The sequence below is a fragment of the Neisseria flavescens genome, from assembly GCF_005221285.1.
Lineage (GTDB): Bacteria > Pseudomonadota > Gammaproteobacteria > Burkholderiales > Neisseriaceae > Neisseria > Neisseria flavescens.
The window spans coordinates 252152-273798 of the sequence record NZ_CP039886.1; the positions used below are offsets into that span (position 1 = coordinate 252152).

Annotated in this window: 16 protein-coding genes and 2 pseudogenes; 4 read left to right on the plus strand and 14 right to left on the minus strand. The window is 49.3% G+C overall.

Annotated features, from left to right (window positions below; genetic code table 11):
• Nucleotides 1-5 precede the first annotated feature (5 nt).
• Both hexR and pgi read left to right on the plus strand, forming a co-directional pair.
• Nucleotides 6-854, plus strand: coding sequence for a DNA-binding transcriptional regulator HexR (gene hexR / locus FAH67_RS01350; protein ID WP_003678681.1), 849 nt, complete (start codon nt 6-8; stop codon nt 852-854).
• Between the two features lie 142 nt (nt 855-996).
• On the plus strand, nt 997-2640 hold the full coding sequence (pgi, locus tag FAH67_RS01355; RefSeq protein WP_003678682.1) for a glucose-6-phosphate isomerase: 1644 nt from the start codon (nt 997-999) through the stop codon (nt 2638-2640).
• Nucleotides 2641-2692: 52 nt separating this feature from the next.
• Here pgi and FAH67_RS01360 read toward each other — a convergent pair whose 3' ends face one another.
• From FAH67_RS01360 to FAH67_RS01390, 7 genes are all read right to left on the minus strand, one after another.
• Nucleotides 2693-3790: an NnrS family protein gene (locus tag FAH67_RS01360; protein WP_003678683.1), complete on the minus strand. Its 1098-nt coding sequence runs from the start codon at nt 3788-3790 to the stop codon at nt 2693-2695.
• A gap of 120 nt (nt 3791-3910) precedes the next feature.
• Nucleotides 3911-4525, minus strand: a complete 615-nt coding sequence (locus FAH67_RS01365; RefSeq protein ID WP_003678684.1) for a CadD family cadmium resistance transporter — start codon at nt 4523-4525, stop codon at nt 3911-3913.
• 309 nt (nt 4526-4834) lie between these two features.
• On the minus strand, nt 4835-5527 hold the full coding sequence (locus tag FAH67_RS01370) for an ATP-binding cassette domain-containing protein (RefSeq protein WP_172459154.1): 693 nt from the start codon (nt 5525-5527) through the stop codon (nt 4835-4837).
• Complete coding sequence (locus FAH67_RS01375; RefSeq protein WP_003679975.1) at nt 5527-6324, minus strand: ABC transporter permease; 798 nt, start codon at nt 6322-6324, stop codon at nt 5527-5529. The genes FAH67_RS01370 and FAH67_RS01375 overlap by 1 nt, the downstream gene beginning before the upstream one ends.
• 137 nt (nt 6325-6461) lie before the next feature.
• Nucleotides 6462-8306 (minus strand): DUF262 domain-containing protein, encoded by a 1845-nt coding sequence (locus tag FAH67_RS01380; protein ID WP_003679974.1) that lies wholly within the window; start codon nt 8304-8306, stop codon nt 6462-6464.
• A 215-nt stretch (nt 8307-8521) separates the two neighbouring features.
• A complete protein-coding gene (locus FAH67_RS01385; protein WP_003679972.1) occupies nt 8522-9499 on the minus strand; it encodes an ABC transporter substrate-binding protein in 978 nt (325 codons plus the stop codon).
• A 57-nt stretch (nt 9500-9556) separates the two neighbouring features.
• Nucleotides 9557-11476 (minus strand): TonB-dependent receptor, encoded by a 1920-nt coding sequence (locus tag FAH67_RS01390; protein ID WP_003679969.1) that lies wholly within the window; start codon nt 11474-11476, stop codon nt 9557-9559.
• 320 nt (nt 11477-11796) lie between these two features.
• Here FAH67_RS01390 and fumC point away from each other — a divergent pair, with 320 nt between their 5' ends.
• Nucleotides 11797-13185 carry a class II fumarate hydratase gene (gene fumC, locus FAH67_RS01395; RefSeq protein WP_003679967.1) on the plus strand — a complete coding sequence of 463 codons (1389 nt, stop codon included), beginning with the start codon at nt 11797-11799 and terminating at the stop codon, nt 13183-13185.
• A 50-nt stretch (nt 13186-13235) separates the two neighbouring features.
• On the opposite strand, the gene FAH67_RS01400 is transcribed toward fumC, so the two are convergent.
• The 7 genes and pseudogenes from FAH67_RS01400 to argH form a co-directional block, all read right to left on the minus strand.
• A complete protein-coding gene (locus FAH67_RS01400) occupies nt 13236-13760 on the minus strand; it encodes a hypothetical protein (protein WP_003679966.1) in 525 nt (174 codons plus the stop codon).
• A gap of 103 nt (nt 13761-13863) precedes the next feature.
• Nucleotides 13864-14199, minus strand: a pseudogene (locus FAH67_RS01405) (argininosuccinate lyase); the annotation flags it as partial.
• Nucleotides 14200-14451: 252 nt separating this feature from the next.
• Nucleotides 14452-15510: an ABC transporter ATP-binding protein gene (locus FAH67_RS01415; RefSeq protein ID WP_003679964.1), complete on the minus strand. Its 1059-nt coding sequence runs from the start codon at nt 15508-15510 to the stop codon at nt 14452-14454.
• 20 nt (nt 15511-15530) lie between these two features.
• Nucleotides 15531-17048: a heme ABC transporter permease FbpB gene (gene fbpB / locus FAH67_RS01420; protein ID WP_039863688.1), complete on the minus strand. Its 1518-nt coding sequence runs from the start codon at nt 17046-17048 to the stop codon at nt 15531-15533.
• Nucleotides 17049-17115: 67 nt separating this feature from the next.
• Entirely contained in the window at nt 17116-18111 is a 996-nt protein-coding gene (gene fbpA / locus FAH67_RS01425) for a heme ABC transporter substrate-binding protein FbpA (protein ID WP_003679961.1), read from the minus strand.
• 296 nt (nt 18112-18407) lie between these two features.
• Nucleotides 18408-18878, minus strand: a complete 471-nt coding sequence (locus tag FAH67_RS01435; protein ID WP_003679957.1) for a DMP19 family protein — start codon at nt 18876-18878, stop codon at nt 18408-18410.
• A gap of 57 nt (nt 18879-18935) precedes the next feature.
• On the minus strand, nt 18936-20315 hold the full coding sequence (argH, locus tag FAH67_RS01440) for an argininosuccinate lyase (RefSeq protein WP_003679955.1): 1380 nt from the start codon (nt 20313-20315) through the stop codon (nt 18936-18938).
• A gap of 93 nt (nt 20316-20408) precedes the next feature.
• On the opposite strand from argH, the pseudogene FAH67_RS01445 reads away from it, so the two are divergent.
• A pseudogene (locus FAH67_RS01445) lies at nt 20409-21450 on the plus strand (sensor histidine kinase).
• Nucleotides 21451-21647 lie beyond the last annotated feature (197 nt).

Consider the following 21647-nt stretch of genomic DNA (forward strand, 5'->3'; position numbering starts at 1 on the left):
AGTATATGTTAAGCAAAATCAGCGAATCATTGTCCAATCTCTCCGGCGCAGAACGCAAAGTTGCCGAATCTGCACTGGCCGAGCCGAAATGGTTCGTTCATGCCGCTGTGGCGGAAATCGCCGAGCGTGCTTCCGTCAGTCAGCCGACTGTAATCCGTTTCTGCCGCAGCTTGGGTTACAAAGGCTTGCCTGAGTTCAAACTCGCTTTGTCTGCCAGCATCGGTCATGAAGGCATGCCTTACGTTCATGCAGAATTGAACGCCGATGACAATATGGGCAGCGTGGTTGAAAAAGTCTTGGGTAATGCCGCAGCCTCCCTCTTGGGCGAGCGCCGTTTCTTGAAAGAGTCCGAGCTGGAAAACGCAATTGCCATTCTGAAGCACGCACGACGCGTTGAGTTTTATGGTGTCGGCAACTCCGGCATCGTTGCTCAAGACGCGCAACACAAATTCTTCCGCTTCGGTATGTCCACCGTTGCCTATGTTGATACGCATACCCAGTTGATGGCGGCTTCCGTATTGACCGAGCAGGATGTGTTGGTGGCGATTTCCAATACCGGCTCATCTATCGAATTGTTGGATGCGGCCAGTATTGCCAAAGAAAACGGCGCAGCCGTTATCGCGCTGACCCGCAATGATTCGCCGTTGGCCCAAATGGCCGACTGCGTATTGAGCATTGCCACTCAGGAAAATGCCGAGCTTTATACGCCTATGGTATCCCGTCTTCTGCAGTTGGCTGTTATTGACATTCTTGCCATCGGCTTGGCTTTACGCTTGGGCGACACTGCCAGCATTCAACTGCAAAAAAGTAAAAAAAGCATACATAACAAACACATCGAATATGATAAAGATTGATTCTTCACTGATATCTTCAGACGGCCCAACCCACATCAAGGCCGTCTGAAACCTCAAAAAACGGAAACCACCCCGTTCCCGTTTCAGACGACCTCACGGCCGTTTTCTCAACAAAACTGTCCACTATCCAGGAGAGCATCCGATGAAACAGCTTTACGATTTACCAGCTTGGTCAAAATTATGGATACATTTTGACGAAACCAAAGAACAACACATGCGTGAAATGTTCGAGCAAGATCCCGAACGTGCCGAGCGCTACTGGCTGCAGGTTGGCGGCCTGACTTTGGATTATTCTAAAAACCGTATCAACGACGAAACCATGTCGCTTTTGTTCGAGTTGGCGCGTGAAGCAGGCGTGCCGGAACGGATGCAGCAAATGTTCCACGGCGAAAAAATCAATACGACAGAAAACCGCGCCGTACTCCACGTTGCCCTGCGTAACCGCACCAATGCCCCCATCGTCGTGGATGGCGAGGATGTGATGCCTAAGGTCAACCATGTCCTGCAACGTATGGGCGAATTTGCACACGAAGTCCGCAGCGGCAGTTGGTTGGGCTATACCAACCAAGTCATCACCGATATTGTCAACATCGGCATCGGCGGATCGGATTTGGGCCCGCTGATGATGTGTACCGCGCTCAAGCCTTTCGGACATCCGCGCCTGAAGATGCACTTTGTCTCCAACGTGGACGGCTCCCAACTGAGCGACGTATTGTCTAAAGTCCACCCTGAAACCACGCTGTTCATCATTGCTTCCAAAACCTTTACCACCCAAGAAACCCTGACCAACGCCCTGACCGCGCGTAAATGGTTCTTGGATCATGCAGGCGATGAAAGCGCTGTCGCCAAACACTTCGTTGCCGTATCGACCAACCAAAAAGCCGTTGCCGAATTCGGTATCGACACCGCCAATATGTTTGAATTTTGGGACTGGGTCGGCGGCCGTTACAGCCTGTGGTCCGCCATCGGATTGCCGATTATGCTGTATCTCGGCGAAGAAAACTTCATCGAAATGCTCAACGGCGCGCACCTGATGGATCAACATTTCATCAACACCCCGCTCGAGCGCAACCTGCCCGCCATCCTCGCCCTTATCGGCATCTGGTACATCAACTACTACGGCGGCGGAAGCCACGTCATCGCGCCTTACGACCAACATCTGCACCGCCTGCCCAAATTCATCCAGCAGCTCGATATGGAGAGCAATGGCAAACAAGTGACCCTTGACGGCAAAGCTGTCGGTTACGAAACTTCGCCGATTATTTGGGGCGAAACCGGTATCAACGGCCAGCATGCCTTCTTCCAACTGCTGCACCAAGGTACGCACATCACGCCGATTGACCTGATTGCCTCCCTTGAAAAACGCAGCAACCTACGCGGCCACCATGAAATCCTGTTGGCGAACGTCTTTGCCCAAGCCGAAGCCTTTATGCGCGGTAAAACGCCGGACGAAGTGCGCGCCGAGCTTCAAGCTCAAGGCATGGACGAAGCGCGTATCGAAGAGCTGATTCCGCACAAAACCTTTTCCGGCAACCGTCCGACCAACCTCATCCTCATGGATAAAATCAATCCGCGCAATATGGGCAGCCTGATTGCCATGTACGAACACAAAACCTTTGTTCAAGGCATTATTTGGGGTATCAACAGCTTTGACCAATGGGGCGTAGAGCTCGGCAAACAGTTGGCCAAAACCATTCTTGCCGAATTGACCGGCGAGACCGAAGTGCAAAAACACGACAGATCCACTACACGCCTGATTAATCTTTATTTGAACGCCAACAAATAAAGCATTTATTTAAAACAAAAGGCCGTCTGAAATTTTCAGACGGCCTTTTGTTTTATTCCGGATCGTCTGTAAACGCATTTGCCCGAAAAATCGGTACAAACGTGAAAAGATAAAGTACGAACACGGCGGCGGTCAGAATCGCGGGGACGGTGATGAAGAATATCGGATTCACGTTCATCAAGAAAGCGCGCGAAACGGCGGCGGCGAAAAGAATGGGGATGGCGATGCGGCAGAGTTTGGGGTAGTCAAGTTTGGTAAAGCCGCTGTGCCACAGTCCGGCGGTCAGCCACACCATCATCACGCCGCCCATCATGCCGCCGAGGGTAATCAGGTGCAGGGGCGCGGAGGCGGGCAGGTTTTGCAATTTCGCCGCGCCTGTCCACAGATAGCCTGCCGCGGCAAAGAGTTGGAGCAGGTAATAGGTGCGGACGTAGTGTTTGCGCAGGAGTTCGTGATGGTGCAGTTCGCGCAGCTTGGCAAGCAGGATGAAGCCGACGGCGAGCGCGGTAAAACCGGCGGTTTGCGCGGGCAGCCAAAGTTCGGCGGCGGCGTGCAGCAACAGGAAGGTGATGGCGATGTTTTTATAGACAACGTTGGGGATGAATACAGGGTCTTTCAGACGGCATTTTTTGAGGGCTTCCGCGCCCAAAAGGACGCTGACGCGGACGGATACAAACATGACCGCTGCCATGTTCAGATGTACTTGCGCACGCAGTAAGTTCAAATCGCCGCTGACGGCATAGGCCGTCTGAAAAGCAGTAAACGCGGCAAGCAACATTAAAAGAGCGAAGTTGTCAGTGTTCCGGTCGAGCCAAATCAGCCAAGTGCAGAACAGCAGCAATACCAGCCAATAGGCGGCAACGAAAAACGAGGCAGTTTGCGGCGAAAAGGGCAGTATGGCAGATGCGGCGAGCAGTAATGCCGCCATCAAAGTAGCGACAGGTTTCAGACGACCTTTATAACCCGTCCATTCGAGCATGGCTGCAGTCAGGAAGCCGCCGTATGCCGCAGGCAGCATGAGTTCTAAGAAGATTTGGCGGTGCAAAATGACGGCACCGGGGCTGATGAAAAACACCAACGCGCCGAGTATGGCAAGCACCGCCGCACCGACGAAAAACGGCCGCATGGGGTGGGTGAAAAACTTATTCATGGTTTGGCTTGATTCTGCATGAAGATGCTTTCGGATATAGATTTATTGGGAGGACAGGGTTGTATCTTGTATTGAAGAAGCAAGCCGAAGGTTTGTCAGATACTCAAATGCCCGTATCATTCATATTATTGATATTATTGTTTGAATTGTATTATTTTCAATAATAATAAATAACCCTAAACCAATATAAATAACAGCCATTATCCAACGACTAAACTTCTCTACAATTTCACCAACACCTGCAATATTAGCCAATCTTTGTGCTGTATATACTAAAACAAAAATCAATATTAAAAATACAAGAAGAGTAACTAATAAGTCGACAAGATCTAAAGTCACAAAGTAAGGAACAAAAAGTCCAATATTATCTGCACCACAACTAGCAACTGTAACCAAAGCAACAATACCGACTAATTTTGACAACCCTTTTTCATCCAATTCTTTTTTAGCTCTTTTTTCGCCCTCACAATCGTCGTAAATAGCAACTTTAATACCTAAGTAAATCGGTATTAAACCTAATAAACCCAACACCCATTTTTCCGGAACATAATGCAAAACAAAAGCTAGAAATAAACTAACTAATATTAAAATTACAGAACCTAAATATTGTCCGATATAAATATCTCGATATTCTTTTCTAGTATTTGCTCTAGCAAAAAATATTAATAGTATTACCAACAAATCTACTGCTGTAGCAATATATAAAACAGCAGCAGTAATCACAGTCGAAAACATAAAGCACCTCATAATGAATCCCCTGCCCCCTTGGCACCACGGCTTTTTCAAAAACCGAATCGCGTTCGGATAACAGATTCGTATCTTTCGCTAAAGAGGCAAGCCTGCGGCTTGCTTACCCTCTCCCTAGCCATCTCCCACGAGGAGAGGGAATTGGGCTGTCGAGCCTGAACATTTTCAGGTTTACCTGACATCTGATTCCCAATTCTACGGCTCTCTGATTTTGAGAAACCTGATCCCCTTTCCCCGTGGGAGAGGGTTAGGGAGAGGGCAACGAACCGCAAGGTTTGTCAGAAATTTAAATTCCTATCACTCATAATAATGAATCCCCTGAAACTCTCTTGCCACCACGGCTTCTTCAAAAGCCGAATCGCGTACGGACAGCGGCGTAGGCAGGGTAATCACGTTTTGCACGTTCATGCCCTTAGCGGAAAGCAGCATGATTTCATGGCTCAGGCGCGCGGCTTCGAAGCGGTCGTGCGTTACCAGCATACAAGCCATAGCCTGTCGCTCGATTTTCTCCACCAGCATGGCGACCAAAATATCGCGCAAATCGCGGTCCAAACCGACAAACGGCTCGTCCAGCAAGGCAAGGTCGCAGCCGCACAGCAGCAGGCGCAAAAATGCCACCCGTTTCGCCATGCCGCCGGACAATTCGGTCGGATATTTGTTCAAATCGCCCGCAGTCAGCCCGACTTTCGCCGCCAGCGCGACGATTTCGCCTTCATCGGGTTTGTCCATAAAAATGGCGATATTCTGCATCGCGGTCAGGTTTTCCGGCAGGCGGTTTTCCTGAAACAGAAAACCCGTTTTGCGGAAAGTATTGCGTATCGTGCCCGATTTCGGCGTTTCCAAGCCTGCAATCAGCCGCAAAACCGTCGTCTTGCCGCAGCCGCTCGGTCCGAACAAGGCTTTCACTTCGCCATGTTGCAGGTTCAAACTGAAATCGCGCACAATGGGGTCGCGGAGAATTTCAAAACGCACGTTTTCAAGACGGAGCATCATCTCCTCCACGGCATAAACAAAATTTCCAAAGGCTTGGTAATCAGGTATTCAAACAGCGACACAAACACGATAACCAACACCACATAAGCCATCACCGTCGAAGTCTCCAGCATCGCCCTCGCGTCCGCAATCCGCGCGCCCACGCCTTCGCTCGCGCCCAAGAGTTCCGCCATAATCACCACCTTCACCCCCATCGCCACCGCCACGCCGACGCTGGAAATCACATAGCCCGTCAGATGCGGGATATACAGATAACGGATTTTTTTCAGACGGCCTAATTTATAAGCGTCAAACAACTCCTCATGCTGCTTGTTCACGCTTGCCATCCCGACCGCCGCACTCGCAAACGTCAGCGGCGCAACCAACACAATGATGGTAAACAACACGCTCGGATTGCCGAAACCGAACCAAAACAGAGCCATCACCACCCAAATAATCGGCGGCATCGCCAACAAAACCGTAATCACAGGCTTAAGCAATGCCATCGCTGTCTTAAAACTGCCTGCCACCAGCCCCACCGCCAATCCCGCTACCAGCGCAACCGAAATCCCCACCACCGACCGCCATAGCGAAATCCCAATTTCGTTTTCCTGAAAATGTTTCAATAAATCTAAAGACTTTTGAAACACCTCCACCGGCGCAGGCAGCATAAACTCACCAAATACGGCACTGCCCCACGCCCACAACGCCACCACCACCATCGCCACGCTCAGACCGGCAAAGCCGCTCCAAAGGTAGTCGATGATGTAAAACACCGCAGGCTGCGGTTTGCGGATTTTGTCGGTTTTAATCATGGTTTGGGTGTTGGTTTGATGGGGATGGTTTGGGGACGATAGGTCGTCTGAAAAAATGGTTGATTGGGTTAGACGGAATGCTGTAACCCAACCTATACTTACTTTTTGAATTTAGCAATTTTTATAATTTGAGAGTTCTAGTTTTTTAATTCATGATCCCAAATTTGCTCACAAATAGCTTGATAAAGTTTTTGTCTTTCATCAATATCTTTCTTTTTAAATTCGGTATGAGCTCGAAATGGTAAATTTAATTCATTCGTTGGATTGATGAAATTAGGATTTTTTTCATATGCCAATGGACAAAGTGATTTTACCAATAAATTTTCTTTTATATAGTGAGTATGTTTTTTTTCATATGGTAAATCCCCATAAGATTGATTTATACCTCGTGGTAATAATACCAAATCACCAATTCTATTTCGGTATTGTTTGAACTCATGTTCCTGATTAAATTCATCAGTATGATCTAAAAATTTATCAGCCCAAATATGCTCTACTTCAAAAGATTTTCCTGACTCTGGCTGGAAATAACTTACAAAATTAGTATTTATTCCCGCTTTTTGTTCAACCCAAGCAGTAATACGAGAAAGTAAAAATTTTACGAATCTATAATTTTGTCCATGAAGTCTGAAGTCAGCCATCCCATTAAATGATTCTTGCATTTCAGAAAGTCTCTTAGAGAATATGGCTTTCAGTTCATCAATATCTTTTCCTCTAATATCTTTAACTAAAAGATACATGGTATAACGAATTGAATTTGCTGAAAATTTCTTAAAGTTAATGGAGCGTTTTACAACAAATGTTTCAATATAACGTGCAACTATATTTATTTTCCTACAAACTATTTCTTCACTATCGCAAAGATTTAATGGAGAAAGCATTAATGGAAAACTTAATGTTGGAGCAATGCCCCATTGATTTATATAATAAACATACTCAAGTCCTGTGGTTAGCGTTTTTTCTGCATTAAGAATCTTAATATAATATTTCAAATAGAATTTGAAATCTTTTTGAATAAAATTTTCAAAAGTTTGGTCATCATTCTCATCTAACCCAATTTTCTTTAGATTATCTCTAACCCAGCTATGAAAACGAGTCCCTATTTTTTCAAAATCCTCATTTTGTGAACCTACTCCACCTGAACGAATACTATCAGCATACTTAGCTCTCAACCAAGATTGGAAAAATCTCTGTTCTTCATCCCTTTCAAAGGATTTAAGGTCTATCATCGCTTTCTTCCATTGCTCATTAGATAGCTTTCGTTTATCAGAATTTTTAAATCTAGATAAAATAAATCCTTTCAACATCTCAGATGGTGTAAGATTTAATCCTCGATCATTCATGGTTTCAAAAATGGTATAAGCATTTTCATCTGAATATGCAATAATTTCTACCATAATAACGTTATACTTCAGCCAATCTATAAAGAATGGAAAAGCTTCATTTTTTAACTCTTCGGGAAATGCCTCCACTATATCCTGATAACGCTTTGCCATGTTTATTGTTGATTCATCATCATCTTCATGTGGATTATATTCACCATGATTAAATAATGCTTCAAGGCAGGTAACTCTTTCTTCTACTGTAATATTAAAAGACTTATTTCCACGAAGTTCTGAAAAAATCATTGATTCGATCTTTTCTGATTGATTCAATTCTTTTTGTAAATTATTGAGATAAATTAAAAATAAAGTAAGTGAAGTTAGACGTTGCTGCCCATCAATAATACTGCGTTTTCCATCTTTCAAACTTACTACAAATGGACCAAGATAATAGTTATTATATTTTTCTCCTTCCTCTCGTTTATCTCCAGATGTATATTCTGTAAGAAAAGTAGACGTTAAATCAGTAACTAATGCTTCAATATGTTTTTTTCCCCAACTGTATTCACGCTGAAAAAAATCTACTGTATATTTTTGCTCATTTAATACATCAAATATATTTCTATGATGTGCTTCAATTTTGTTTTTAAAGTTACTCATTATTTTCCTTGGGTTTTATAAAATTAAATTATAACATTATGTATGTTTTTAGAATATATTTATCAAGGTAATCGTTACATATTTTCTAAACTTCATTTTGTGTATTAAAATTTTCCCCAAGCTATTCAGTTAACTAATGCCTTGATGAGCCGTCTGAAAATAGAAGATTGAATATTTACAACTATTCTACACTTTCAGACGGCCTCTATCCTCTTTTAAGCCAAGAAGAACCCGTTATTCGGCAGTTTGCCGCCCAGAAGTTTCGGGTTGAACTGCATCAGGATTTCGTAAAACTTCAAAATCTCGTCCTTCACTTCGCTGCCTTTGGTTACCGTCAGCCGCGCACCGTCCAAGCCCATGACTAGGGCGGGTTCGGGGGCGGGGAGGTAGTTTTTGCCGATTTTTGCGGCGCTTTGGCGGTTGGTCAGTATCCAGTTGAGTGCGTTTTTCAAATCCTGATGGAAGAGGTCGAACTGCGCTTTGTGCGCGTGGAAATATTCTTCGTTGGCGATGATGCCTGCCATCGGAATCAGCGGTTTGGTGTCAAACGCCTGCCCCCATGCTTTTACCAAATCAAAGCCGCGTACGACGTTTATGCCCATGGTTTTACCTTTGAGCAGGCTGGCGGTTGCCATCGGTTCGGGCAGGATGACGGCGTGGTAATCTTTACTTAGAAACAGTCCGACTGCTTCGGGCGGTGTGGCAGCGTAGGTAATGCTGGCTTTGTGTGCGTCGATTTTTAGTTTTTTCAACAAGGCTTGCAACACGATGTCGGGCATATCGTTTTTAAACGGTACGAGGATTTTTTTGCCGACCAAATCCTGCGGCGAGGTAATCGCGCTGCCTTTGCACATCAGCTGCGTGATGCCGTTAGTTAAAATATTCACCATGCCGACTTTCTGTCCTTGGTTGCGCAGGTTTACGCCGACATTGCTCGGACTCATCATCACTTTAAATTGTCCGCTTGCCACGCCCGCGCGCAGTTGGTCGGGCGAACGCCAGATTTTCAGCGACACGTCCGCCTGTTTCGCCAGCTTGCCTTGCAATGCCGCTACGGCAATGGTTACGCTGGGCATCGCCGGCGCGCCGTACACGGTAAATTGCTCTTTACCGGCTGCCAACAATGAAGGCGAAACGCCTGCGGCTGCCAGCGCGGCGGTCATTTTTAAGAAATCGCGTCTTTTCATATCCATTTTTTATCTCCTAATTCTTAATAAGCCAATGCAGGCATTCTTTCAGACGGCATGATTTTAAAATGCCGCATGCAAACTCAGCCAATACGTCCTGCCCGGCGCATACACTACGCTGGGGGATAGGGCGAGGACGTGGTCGCCGCTGATGTGTTCGGCGTATTTTTTGTTGAATACGTTGTTCACGCCCAAGCGCAAGCCGTATTTGTCTTTGATGTTTACGCCGGCATAAACGTCGGCAACGGTAAAGCCTTTGGCGGCTTCGCGTTTGTCTATGCCCAAACCGCTTGCCATATCAAAATCGCCGCGCGTTTGTTTGGCGACAAAGCGTGTTGCCGCGCCGATGTTGTAACTGCCGTGGGCAAAGTAGTTTTTGTAGTCGGCTTGGACGGCGGCTTCAAACGGACGGATTTGATAGAGCGGCCTGCCGTCGGTTTCGTTGTGTCCGTAGTTGTAGGCGGCTTTGATGCCTGCGGCCCAATGCGGATTGAAGTTGTAACGCGCGTAGGCCTGCGCGGTAATGAGGCGTGCGTCCACGTTGCGTGTGATGATGCCGCCGCCGTTGGATGAAATACCGCTTTGTCCGTGTGCGCGGTCAAAAATAATCAGGTCTTTGACTTTGTCCGCCACAAGCGTGCCGCCCGCGTTCCATCCCGCGCCTGCGAGCGAGTTCATATAGCCGTTGTAGTAGTCGTTGCGGCTGTCGGCGGTGAGCTTGATGCGGTTGTGTTTTTCGGTTTTCAGCAGGGGATTGCCTGCGATGGCGGCGGCCGAGTTTTGGTTCATCAGCGCGCCGTTCGTACGGTTTTGCATGATGGCGGCAAGCGAGTTGAAGCGTTCGGTGTTGTCGCCGATGCGTTCCAAATGTGCGAGGGAAATGCTGTATTTTTGCGTTTCAGACGGCGTGAAATCGTATTTGAGTTCGCCTGAGAAGGCACGACGGCGCACTTTGCCGTCGAAGTCGTAGCCGTAATGGGTTTTCCAGATTTGTTGCGATGAGGCGAAGGAGAAACCGGGTTTTATTGGGTTTTCAGGCTGCGCCGTATTTTTGCGAACGTCAGCTTCGTTGATTTCGTAGCTTAAGCCCAAGCCCAGTTTGTGTCGGTCGTCAAACTTGTAAGACAAGGTATCGGCAATGCGCCAGCGGTTGAGGTGTACATCGGCGAAACGGTAGCCGTTGAGGAAATCGCGCATGGCGATGTGGGCGTTGCGCTCGCCGTTTTGGCTGTCGTTGCGGTAGCTGACGGCGGCCGTGTTGTGGAATTTGCCGAAATCCGCGTCGTGTTTGAGCGAGAAGTCGTACACTTTGCGGTCGAGCTCTACGAACACTTGCTGCGGTGTGTTGTTTTGGCGCAGGGAGTAATTGTCGGCGCGGCGTTTGAGTTTGATGATACCTGCTTCCGCGCTGACCGTATTGCTTAAATCGGCATTGCCCCAACGTGCGTTGAGTTTGGAGATGTGGCGTTCGGTGTCCAATGCGTCGTTGACGAACTGCGGTTGGCGGTCGTTGTTGATGTCGTCGTGCAGATAAGTGAGGCGGTATTCTTGATTTTCAGACGGCACGAAACCGAGTACCAAAGCCTGATTGAAGCGGCTGTATTTCCAATCGGTCTGGTTGCTGTTGCCGTCTTTGTAGCCGTTTGCCTTGGTGTGATTGAGGTTGGCTACGCCGTATACCTTCGCCCCACGCGCTTGCGCGGTAACGGAGTTGTAAAAGCTTTTGCCGTAAAAACCGCTGTTTGCCTTCAGCGGACGGAAGGCTTGGTCTATGTTTTCGGTAACAAAGTAATAATCGCTGCGGTCGGTGCGGTCGAATTGGTTTTCGGGGAAATAGCCTTGTGCGGCGGTCGGTGCAATCGGTTTGGGAGGGGAGAAGGTTTTGACAGGCTGGATTTCGTCAGGGTCTGTCAAGGTTTCGGCAAAGCCGTTTGCGGCGGCAAAACTGCTCATTAACAAGCAAATCAAATGGTTTTGTTTCATTATTTATATCCTGATAATCATTTTTATTTATTATGCTCTTAGAGAGAAGCAAAGTAAAGAAACGATAAAGTGTCTGAAGCCGACAAAACTTTATTGTCGGTAAGGAAAGCTTTAGTCTTGAACACAAGCCGATACGGGCTAAAAACTTTTAGAAGAGGGGAGTGTTAGCGAGGTTTGTGTTTGAATTTCATCTGCGTTTGTGTTTCCCGTTTATAGAGCAGATAGGCCGTCTGAAAAACTCTCTCTTTTCAGACGGCCTATTGCCGGTTATAATAATTTTACGAATCATTATTATTTCTATTTAAATATAGGAGAAACGCATGAGTACCCGTACCGAACACGACACGATGGGCAATGTCGAAGTCCCGTCCGAAGCCTATTGGGGCGCGCAGACCCAGCGCAGCCGCAACAATTTCAAAATCGGCGGCGAAACCCTGCCGCAGCCGCTGATTTATGCTTTGGCATTAGTGAAAAAAGCCGCCGCCGCGACCAATGTTTCCCTCGGCAGGATTAAGCCCGAGCAGGCGGATTTGATTACGCAGGCGGCGGACGATGTGTTGAGCGGCAAGCTTGACGGGCAGTTTCCATTGGTAGTGTGGCAGACCGGCTCCGGCACGCAGTCCAATATGAACATGAACGAAGTGCTGGCAAACCGCGCCAACGAAATCGCCGGTACGGGTTTGGCGGCGTATCAGCCCGTCCATCCCAACGACCATGTAAACCACGCGCAATCAACCAATGACGCGTTCCCAACCGCCATCCACGTCGCCGCCGCGATTGAAATCAACCGCCACCTTATTCCGGCGGTAAAAGCCTTGCGCGACACCTTGGACAAAAAAGCCCAAGAATTCGCCCCTATCGTCAAAATCGGCCGCACCCACTTGCAAGACGCGACGCCGTTGACTTTGGGTCAAGAGTTTTCCGGCTACGTTTCCCAACTTGACCACGGCTTAGGCCGTCTGAACGACGCGCTCAAAGGTTTATACGAACTCGCTTTGGGCGGCACGGCGGTCGGTACGGGTTTGAACAGCCATCCCGAATACGCCGAAAAAGCCGCCGCCAAACTTGCCGAATTGTCCGGCCTACCGTTTGTCAGCGCACCGAACAAATTTGAAGCTTTGGGCGGACGCGATGCTGCCGTTGCTGCTTCGGGTGCATTAAAAACTCTGGCGGCAAGCCTGAACAAAATCGCCAACGATATCCGCTGGCTGGCAAGTGGCCCGCGTTGCGGTTTGGGCGAAATCAAAATTCCCGAAAACGAGCCGGGTTCGTCCATCATGCCGGGCAAAGTCAACCCGACCCAATGCGAAGCGATGACCATGGTGTGCTGCCAAGTGTTCGGCAACGACGTTACCATCGGCATGGCAGGCGCATCGGGCAACTTCGAGCTGAACGTCTATATGCCTGTTATCGCCTACAACCTTTTGCAATCCATTCGTCTGTTGGGCGATGCGTGCAACAGCTTCAACGAACACTGCGCCGTCGGTATCGAACCCGTACCGGAAAAAATCGACTATTTCCTGCACCATTCCCTGATGTTGGTTACTGCGTTAAACCGCAAAATCGGCTACGAAAACGCCGCCAAAGTCGCCAAAACCGCCTACAAAAACGACAAATCGCTGCGCGAAACCGCCATCGAATTGGGCTTGTTGACAGGCGAGGAGTTTGACGAATTGGTCGTTCCTGCCGATATGGTTCATCCGCGTTAAGCTTTAATAATGAAACATGCCGTCTGAAAATGTTTTCAGACGGCATGTTTTTATGCTGCGGTTTCCTTTTCCTCAAATAGGGTAAAAATCATTGGCAGCAGATTGATGCCCATTAGAAACATTATTGAGCTCAGAAATGTATGCCAGGCGTAATGCCATGCCTCTGTTCTGTCTGCTTGGGGTAGGAGCGATGCAGTATAGCGGTTGTGTAGGGTTTTTGCGGTGTCATTGTTTTCCAAATAGTCCAACGAAAGTACCAATAATTTGCCCGTGTCCTTATGCTGTAAGAATTTGGCATGTTCAACCCAGATTCCTGGCTTGGCTTGTTCGCATAAAGATTCAATGCCGACGCAAGAGGCCAAGCTGTTTTGGTTGTTTTGCAAAATCGACAGCTCGTTTTTTTCAGCCTGCATGACTGCGGGGGAAGTTTGATGAAGGTATATGCTCATGCCGTTGCTCTCTATTGCTTGAAAATCATGGAGCTGGCTGAATCCGCCATTTTCCCAGGCGACGAATACGGCATAGCATCCGCTGAATAGGCAGATCATGACCAATTTTAAGACAATGTTTTTCATCCTTGCTCCTTTTGTTTGAAGACGGCGGCAAAGTCAGGAGGCGTGTTTTCTCGTTTGAAGGTAAGTTTAGATTTATCTGTTTTTATTGTGTGTTTAGATGGGTTTAAGCCAACAATTCACGCCAGCGTTTGACTTGGAAACGGACTTGTTCAGGCGCAGTGCCGCCCAAGTGGTTACGCGCGTTTAAGCTGCCTTCGGGTGTCAGCACGCTGTAAACATCTTCGGCGATCAAACCGCTGAAACCTTGCAAGACCTCAAGCGGCAATTCGCTCAAATCAACGCCAGCTTCATCGGCATGGCGCACGGCTTGAGCAACGACTTCGTGGCTGTCGCGGAAAGGCATGCCTTTTTTCACCAAGTAATCCGCCAAGTCGGTAGCCGTTGCAAAACCCTGCATCACGGCGGCGCGCATATTGTCGGGTTTGACGGTCACGCCGCGCGTGCCGTGTTTGGCTTGAGGCGCGCAGGTCGAATATAGCAAACAAATTCTGTTTCCAACAAGATATAGTGGATTAAATTTAAACCAGTACGGCGTTGCCTCGCCTTAGCTCAAAGAGAACGATTCTCTAAGGTGCTGAAGCACCAAGTGAATCGGTTCCGTACTATCTGTACTGTCTGCGGCTTCGTCGCTTTGTCCTGATTTTTGTTAATCCACTATAAATATCCGCAGGCTTGGAGATGCCGCCGTCTTTCAGGGAGTGTCTCCGGGGAAGAACAGGGCGGAGCCGTCCAAATGGAGGACGGCGGAAATGCCGTCTGACAGGGTAGGGGCGGCGGGGAGGTTGAGCGTGAGGACGGTTTGTCCGGCCCGGAGGCTGATTTCGGTGTGCCGTGCTTTGGGCGTGGTTTTGAGAACCACGGCGTGAATGGCGGCGGCGGGTGCGGAATGGGGGTAAAGGCTGAACTGTTCCGGACGGATGAGCAGTGTGCCGCGCGTGCCTGCGGGTGCGGCGCTTTGGACGGGCAGGCGGCCTAATCCGCAATCGGCGGTGCCGTCGGCGTTGAGCGCGGCGGGGAACACGATGCCTTCGCCGATAAACAGGGCGGCATCAAGGTTGGCGGGGCGGCGGTAAAGTTCGGCAGGCGAGGCGGCTTGGAGTAGTTTGCCTTGTTGGATGACGGCTATTTTGTCCGCGTATTGCAGGGCTTCTTCGCGGTCGTGGCTGACGAAAACGGCGGACTTGCCGTTTTGCCGCAAAACAGACATCATTTCTTCACGGATTTGGCGGCGCAACTGTTCGTCCAGCGCGCTGAAGGGTTCGTCCAACAAAATCAGTTCGGGATCGGGTGCAAGGGCGCGGGCGAGGGCGACGCGCTGTTGCTGTCCGCCCGAAAGTTCGTGCGGATAGCGTCCGGCAAGTTCGGAAATGCCGGTCAAGTCCAACATAGCTTCGATGCGCTGCCGTTCTTGCGCCGTCTTGCCTTTCCCGTTGCCCAGCCCGTAGGCGGTGTTGCGGTAAACGGTCAGGTGGGGAAACAGTACGCCTTCCTGTACGACGTAACCCAAACGGCGTTCGCGGACGGGGAGGTTGGTATTTTTTGAAAAGATGGTTCTGCCGGAAAGCGAAATTTCGCCGGAATCGGGTTGTTCAAAACCGGCGAGGCAGCGTAAAAGGGTGGTTTTGCCGCAGCCGGACGCGCCGACGATGAAGAGGATTTCGCCCGGGTCGAGGCTGAGCGAAATGTCGTTTAAAACCGGGGTGTTTTGAAAACTTTTGGACAGGTGTCCGATGCACAGGGCGGCGGTCATGGCGGTGCTTCCTCAAGCTGTTATTTGAAGGCGTATTTCTTCAGCAGGAATACGGGGATGCCGGAAAATAATACCAGCATCAGCGCGTAAGGGGTGGCGGCGGCATATTGTGCGTCTGATGTGTATTCCCAAACGGCGGTGGAGAGTGTGTGGATGTCGTCGGAGGTCAGCAGCAGGGTGGCGGTCAACTCTTTCATCAGGTTGAGGAAGACGAGTGCGAATGCGGCGGTAATGCCGGGCAGGATGGACGGCAGCACCAAGGTTCTGAAAATAAAGAAGTGTCCGCGTCCCAGTGTTGCGCCGACCTGTTCCATCCCTTTGGGGAGTTGTTCCAAGGAAGTCCTCAGGGTGGTTTGCGCCATCGGCAGGTAAAGCATGAAATAGGCAAGGATGACGACGATAAAGGTTTGGTAAACGGCAGGGGTGTAGTTGATGCTGAAATAAACCAAGGATAGGGCGATAACCAAACCGGGGACGGCGTGCAGTAAAAACGGCAGCCTGTCTATCCAAACGGTTAAAAAATTGCGATAGCGGACCGATGCCCAAACAAGGGGTAAGGCACATAATATAGTCAAAACCGCACCTAAAGCCGATACGCTTAAGGAACGGACAAAGGCATCAAATACGGATACGAGCGCGAATGTGCCGGAAGTGCCGACCATCATCCAATGTACCAATACGCCAAAGGGGATAATAATGCCCAAAGCCAACAAGCTGCTTAAAAAAACAATCGCGCCGATCTGACCGGGCAGTTTGAGTGTTTTGACGGGATAAGGACGGGCAACGCCTTTGCCGCTGTGGTAAATCTTGGCTTTGCCGCGAAATATGCTTTCACCGAATACGACGATGCCGCACACCGCCATTAAAACGGCAGACAGCAGGGCGGCGGTATTGTTGTTGTAGGACATTTCGTATTCTTGGAAAATGGCGGTGGTAAAAGTGGGGTAGTTCAAAATGGATACTGCGCCAAATTCGACCAGCATATGCAGGGCAATCAGTAACACGCTGCTGCCGATGGCGGGCTTGAGTTGGGGGAGTATGGCGGAGAAAAAGGTTTGCAGGCGGCTTTTGCCCAAGGACAGGCTGACTTCTTCGTAAGACAGGCTGATGCGTTTGAGCGCCGCCTCGACGGGCAGGTAGGCGAGCGGGAACGAGGACAGGCTCATAATCATCACCGTCCCCCAAAAGCCTTCGACACGGAAGGTCAGGCTGATCCAAGTGAAACAACTGACAAATGCGGGGATGCACAAGGGAAGGGTGATTGCCGTCTGAAAAAAGGTTTTGCCGAAAAAGCGGTAACGTTGGAACAAAAGGGCGCAGGCGATGCCTAAAACAATGGAAATCAGGGTAACGCCAGCCATCATCGTCAAGGTGTTGGAGAGCAAATCCCACATACGCGGGCGGAACAGCAGTTCGACGGCGCGGTTGATGCCGACTTGCCACGAACGCATAGCGACATATAAAAAAGGCAGGGTAAGCGGCAGGGCGATCAGTAGGATGAGGCCGGTAAGCCAAAGGGGTATTTTTTTAGGAGACATAGTGTTTTTCATCGGCAAAACGGGCGGACAGTATAAATGTCCGCCCGTTTGACAATCCGAAAACGGCTTATTTCATACCGGCTTGTTCAAGCAGCCGGGTGGCGTGTTCTTTTTCGGAAACAGTGGTGGCGGACACTTGGGGTGCTTCCAACTTGGCGATGGGTTCCAAATTGAAGGAGGATACCACGTGCGGATTCAAAGGATATTCGGCACGGACGGCGGTCAGGGCGCGCTGTCCTTCCTTGCCGGCGAGGAAGGCGACGAATTTTTTCGCCTCATCCTTGTTTTGGGAGGATTTTAACACGGCAGCACCGGAATAGGTAATGAGTGCGCCGGGATCTCTGTGGCGGACGAAATTCAGGCGGGTGTGGATGTTTTGTACGCCTTTTTCACGCGCGAAAGCGTGCCAGTAGTAGTTGTTGATGAGGGCGGCATCGATTTCGCCGTTTTCAACCGCTTGAAGGGCGACGGAGTTTTTAGCGTAAGGCTTGCCGTATTCTTTCAGGCCTTTGAGCCATTTCAATGCGGCCGCTTCGCCTTTTAATTTGACGATGGCGACAACCTGTTCCAAGAACGCGCCGGAAGTGGGGGCGTAACCGATGCGGTTTTTCCATTTCGGCGTGGCGTAATTCAGGACGGATTTTTCCAAGTCTTTTTCAGACAGTTTGCGGGTGTCGTAAACGACGACGCGCGAACGGCCGCTCAGTGCCACCCAGTCTTTTTTGGCGGCAACCGGCACGCCTTTGCCGCGTGTTTCGTTGATGGTGGAGGCGGGCAGGGGTTCTAGGAGGTTGGCTGCGGAAAGGGTGGCGAGTGCCGGGATTTGTTCGGAATAGAATACGTCGGCGGGGCTTCTGCTGCCTTCTTCTTTAATTTGACCGGCAAGTTGGTCGCCTTTGGCGCTGTTGAGTTTGACTTTGATGCCGGTAGCCCGGGTAAAGGCATCTGCAACGGCTTGTGCCGCTTCTTTGTGTTGGCCGTTGTACACGGTAATGTCTGCCAGCGCGGGGGCGGCGGCGGTCAGTGCTGCGGCAAGCAGTGCGTATCGGATAGATGTTTTCATATCGATTTTTTCCTAATGAATGAGGGTGTATATCTTGTTAAGACATAACGGTGTGTAGTGTATTCCTTCTTTTTTATAAATGCAAATAATTATTTTTTAAATTTATTGTTGTCCGATCCGGTTATTGTTTGTTCTGACTTGTATTTTTTTCCGTGCATCGCGCCCGTAAGGCGGAAGCGGCGGGTAATACGTGTCGGAACGGGCAAAAACCGGGCTGTTTCATATTGCCGTACGGGAGGCGGAATGAGGGCAAAGGCGGCATCTTGATTTGCCGGAATACTTGAGAACCCTTCCCTTTAAAATGCCGTCTGAACAGGGTTGCCGGAATAGTATTGCCATCCCAGCAGATACAGTTTGTCGGGGTCTTGCCAATATTGTTCATCCAGACTGTTCAGCAGTGAGGCGGTTTTGTTGTCGAGATGTTGCGTTATATCCCACATTTCTTTCAGGTTTTTACCTTCCGATTGGAGGTGGCGGATTTCTTTGTCCAATGTGTCTGCCGCCCGATGGATCAGCATTGCGCTGTGTACCGCGCCGATTTTTTTCAGAACGGAACAAGTCTTTTCGGCGGCGGGAAAACCCCAGTTGCAGACAAATTGCAGTATGCCGCCGTTGCCGATGTCGGCTTCCGCCCGCCAAATCAAAACCAGTTCCTGTTCCCGTCCGTCCAAGCTTTCGAGTTTGCCGTCATGCTGTTCAAAAAGTTTGTCCACCGCCTGCCACATCATCTGTTCGAAGCGGTCGGCTTGGGTATCCGTATCGGTCATCGTGTTCTTGCCTTTTAAAAATGCCGTCTGAACATTTCTTCAGACGGCATTTGGGGGTTAAGCCAACATTTCCCGCCAGCGTTTCACTTGGAAGCGGACTTGTTCCGGCGCGGTACCGCCCAAGTGGTTGCGGGCGTTGAGGCTGCCTTCGGGTGTCAGTACGCCGTACACGTCGTCTGAAATCAGCTTGCTGAAGCCTTGTAGAACTTCGAGCGGCAATTCGCTCAAATCGACGCCGGCTTCATCGGCGTGTCGCACGGCTTGGGCGACGACTTCGTGGGCATCGCGGAAGGGCATACCTTTTTTGACCAGATAATCCGCCAAGTCGGTGGCGGTGGCAAAACCCTGCATCACGGCGGCGCGCATATTGTCGGGTTTGACGGTTACGCCGCGCATCATATCGGCGTAAATCCGCAGTGTGTCGATGAGTGTGTCGGCAGTGTCAAACAGCGGTTCTTTGTCTTCCTGATTGTCTTTGTTGTACGCCAAGGGCTGGGATTTCATCAGGGTAATCAGGCCGATAAGGTGCCCGATAACGCGTCCGGATTTGCCGCGCACGAGTTCGGGCACGTCGGGATTTTTCTTCTGCGGCATGATGGACGAACCTGTGCAGAAACGGTCGGCGATGTCGATAAAGCCGAAACGCGGACTCATCCACAAAATCAATTCTTCAGACAGGCGGCTCAGGTGGATCATAATTAACGAGGCGGCGGCGGTGAACTCAATGGCAAAATCGCGGTCGGATACGGCATCGAGCGAGTTCTGGCAGATTTGTTCAAAGCCCAATAGCTCGGCGGTGATTTCTCGCCGAATCGGGTAGGTCGTCCCGGCAAGGGCGGCTGCGCCGAGCGGCATACGGTTGACGCGGCGGCGGCAGTCCGCCATCCGTTCGTTATCGCGGCCGAGCATTTCGACGTAGGCGAGCATATGGTGTCCGAAGCTGACGGGCTGGGCGACTTGCAGGTGGGTAAAGCCGGGCATAACGGTTTCGGCGTTTTGTTCCGCCAAATCCAGCAATGCCGTCTGAAGGTTTTGAATCAGGCTTTGGATAACGGTAATCTGGTCACGCAGCCACAGGCGGATGTCGGTAGCGACTTGGTCGTTGCGGCTGCGGCCGGTGTGCAGGCGTTTGCCGGCATCACCGATTTTATCGGTCAGGCGGCGTTCGATGTTCATGTGGACATCTTCCAAATCCAGCGACCAGGAAATCGTTCCTTCTTTGATTTCTGCTATAATCTCGGCCATGCCCTGACGGATGGCGGAGAGGTCGTCTTCGCTCAAAACGCCCGACTGTGTCAGCATTTGCGCGTGTGCCAGCGAGCCTTGGATGTCCCATTCTGCCAGTCGTTTGTCAAAATCAATCGAGCCGGTATATTTTTTGACCAGCTCGGAAACAGGTTCGTTAAAACGGCCTGACCAGGTTTTGTCCTTGCTCATATCAGCATCCTTAAAATATAAATAAAAAAACAGGGTCTACGTCTTCAATATAGCAGACCCGTCTATACATTATGAAAGAAAACGGTTGAAATCATATCTATTATACGTCAAATAAACCAGAATTTCGCAGTGCCGGATTTGCGCAACTCCGCAACTCTGGTGCGCCTACTCATTGTTTTGTTAATCAGTTTGTTTATCTTTCCGTTGATGACGGTATCGGGCGTGCCTTATCCGGAACAGATTTTCCAACATTTTTCATGGGCTTGCCCAGTCATCCTTTTAATTTTAATTTTACTTAAAGTCTATTTCTTACAGGCATTTGCGCCGTCCCTGCTTCGCTCGCAGTACAGCGTCGTGGTTTCCTACGTCTCCAACCTGCTGATTTTCTTGTTTGTCGATTTAGTAATTTTGAAGACGGATATTTGGCCGTTGATTCAACACTTCTTCTTGCTGACTTTTTTGTTTCAGTTTCATGTACATCGAAGCGGCACGCCGAAACAGCCTTGCGCCTTCTATTTCCGAAGCCAGGCTGAGCGCGTTGACGGCGCGTATCCGTCCTCATTTCTTGTTTAACAGCCTGAATGCCGCCATCAGCTTAATCCGTCTGCGTCCGTATGACGCGGAAACTTTGCTGGAGAATCTGGCCAACTTGTTCCGCGCACAACTGCGCGACGGTAGTCAAAACAGTACATTAGGGCAGGAAATCGAGTGGACGCAGGAATATATTGCCATCGAGCAAATCCGAATGGGACATATGCGTGTACAGGTTATGTGGCAGCACCATGCGCCCGACGATGCAGAAACGCCGCATCTGCTGCTGCAACCGCTTTTGGAAAATGCCGTATTCCATGGTGTCGAATCTATCCACCGTCCAGGGATAATTACGGTATTAACAAAATTGGAAAAATCATCTATTTTCATCAGTATCGAAAATCCGTGCGGAACGGAACCTAATGAAAATACCAAGCCGCATAAAGGCAATTCTATGGCCTTGCGCAATCTGAAAGAGCGCCTGACTTTGATGTATGACACCGACGCGAAAATCAGAAACATCCAATCAGACGGCCTGTTCCGCGTTGAAATCATATTGCCGTACCGTAAAAAATCAGCCGAAGTTTCCCGTCTGTTTGGCTAAAACGCATAGAAGAGGGTGGCTTTAGGTAGGTTAGACTATTAATACATTAAACAAAATAGTTTAAATTTATTACATTCAGTAACATAACTGTTCCCATTTTTTGAAAACTGGTCTATGATGCTTAAAAGGATTGTTTACAATTCTTAATTGTAAATCATTTGCAATTGCCCAGAAGAAAAAACAGAAAAAGGAACAAA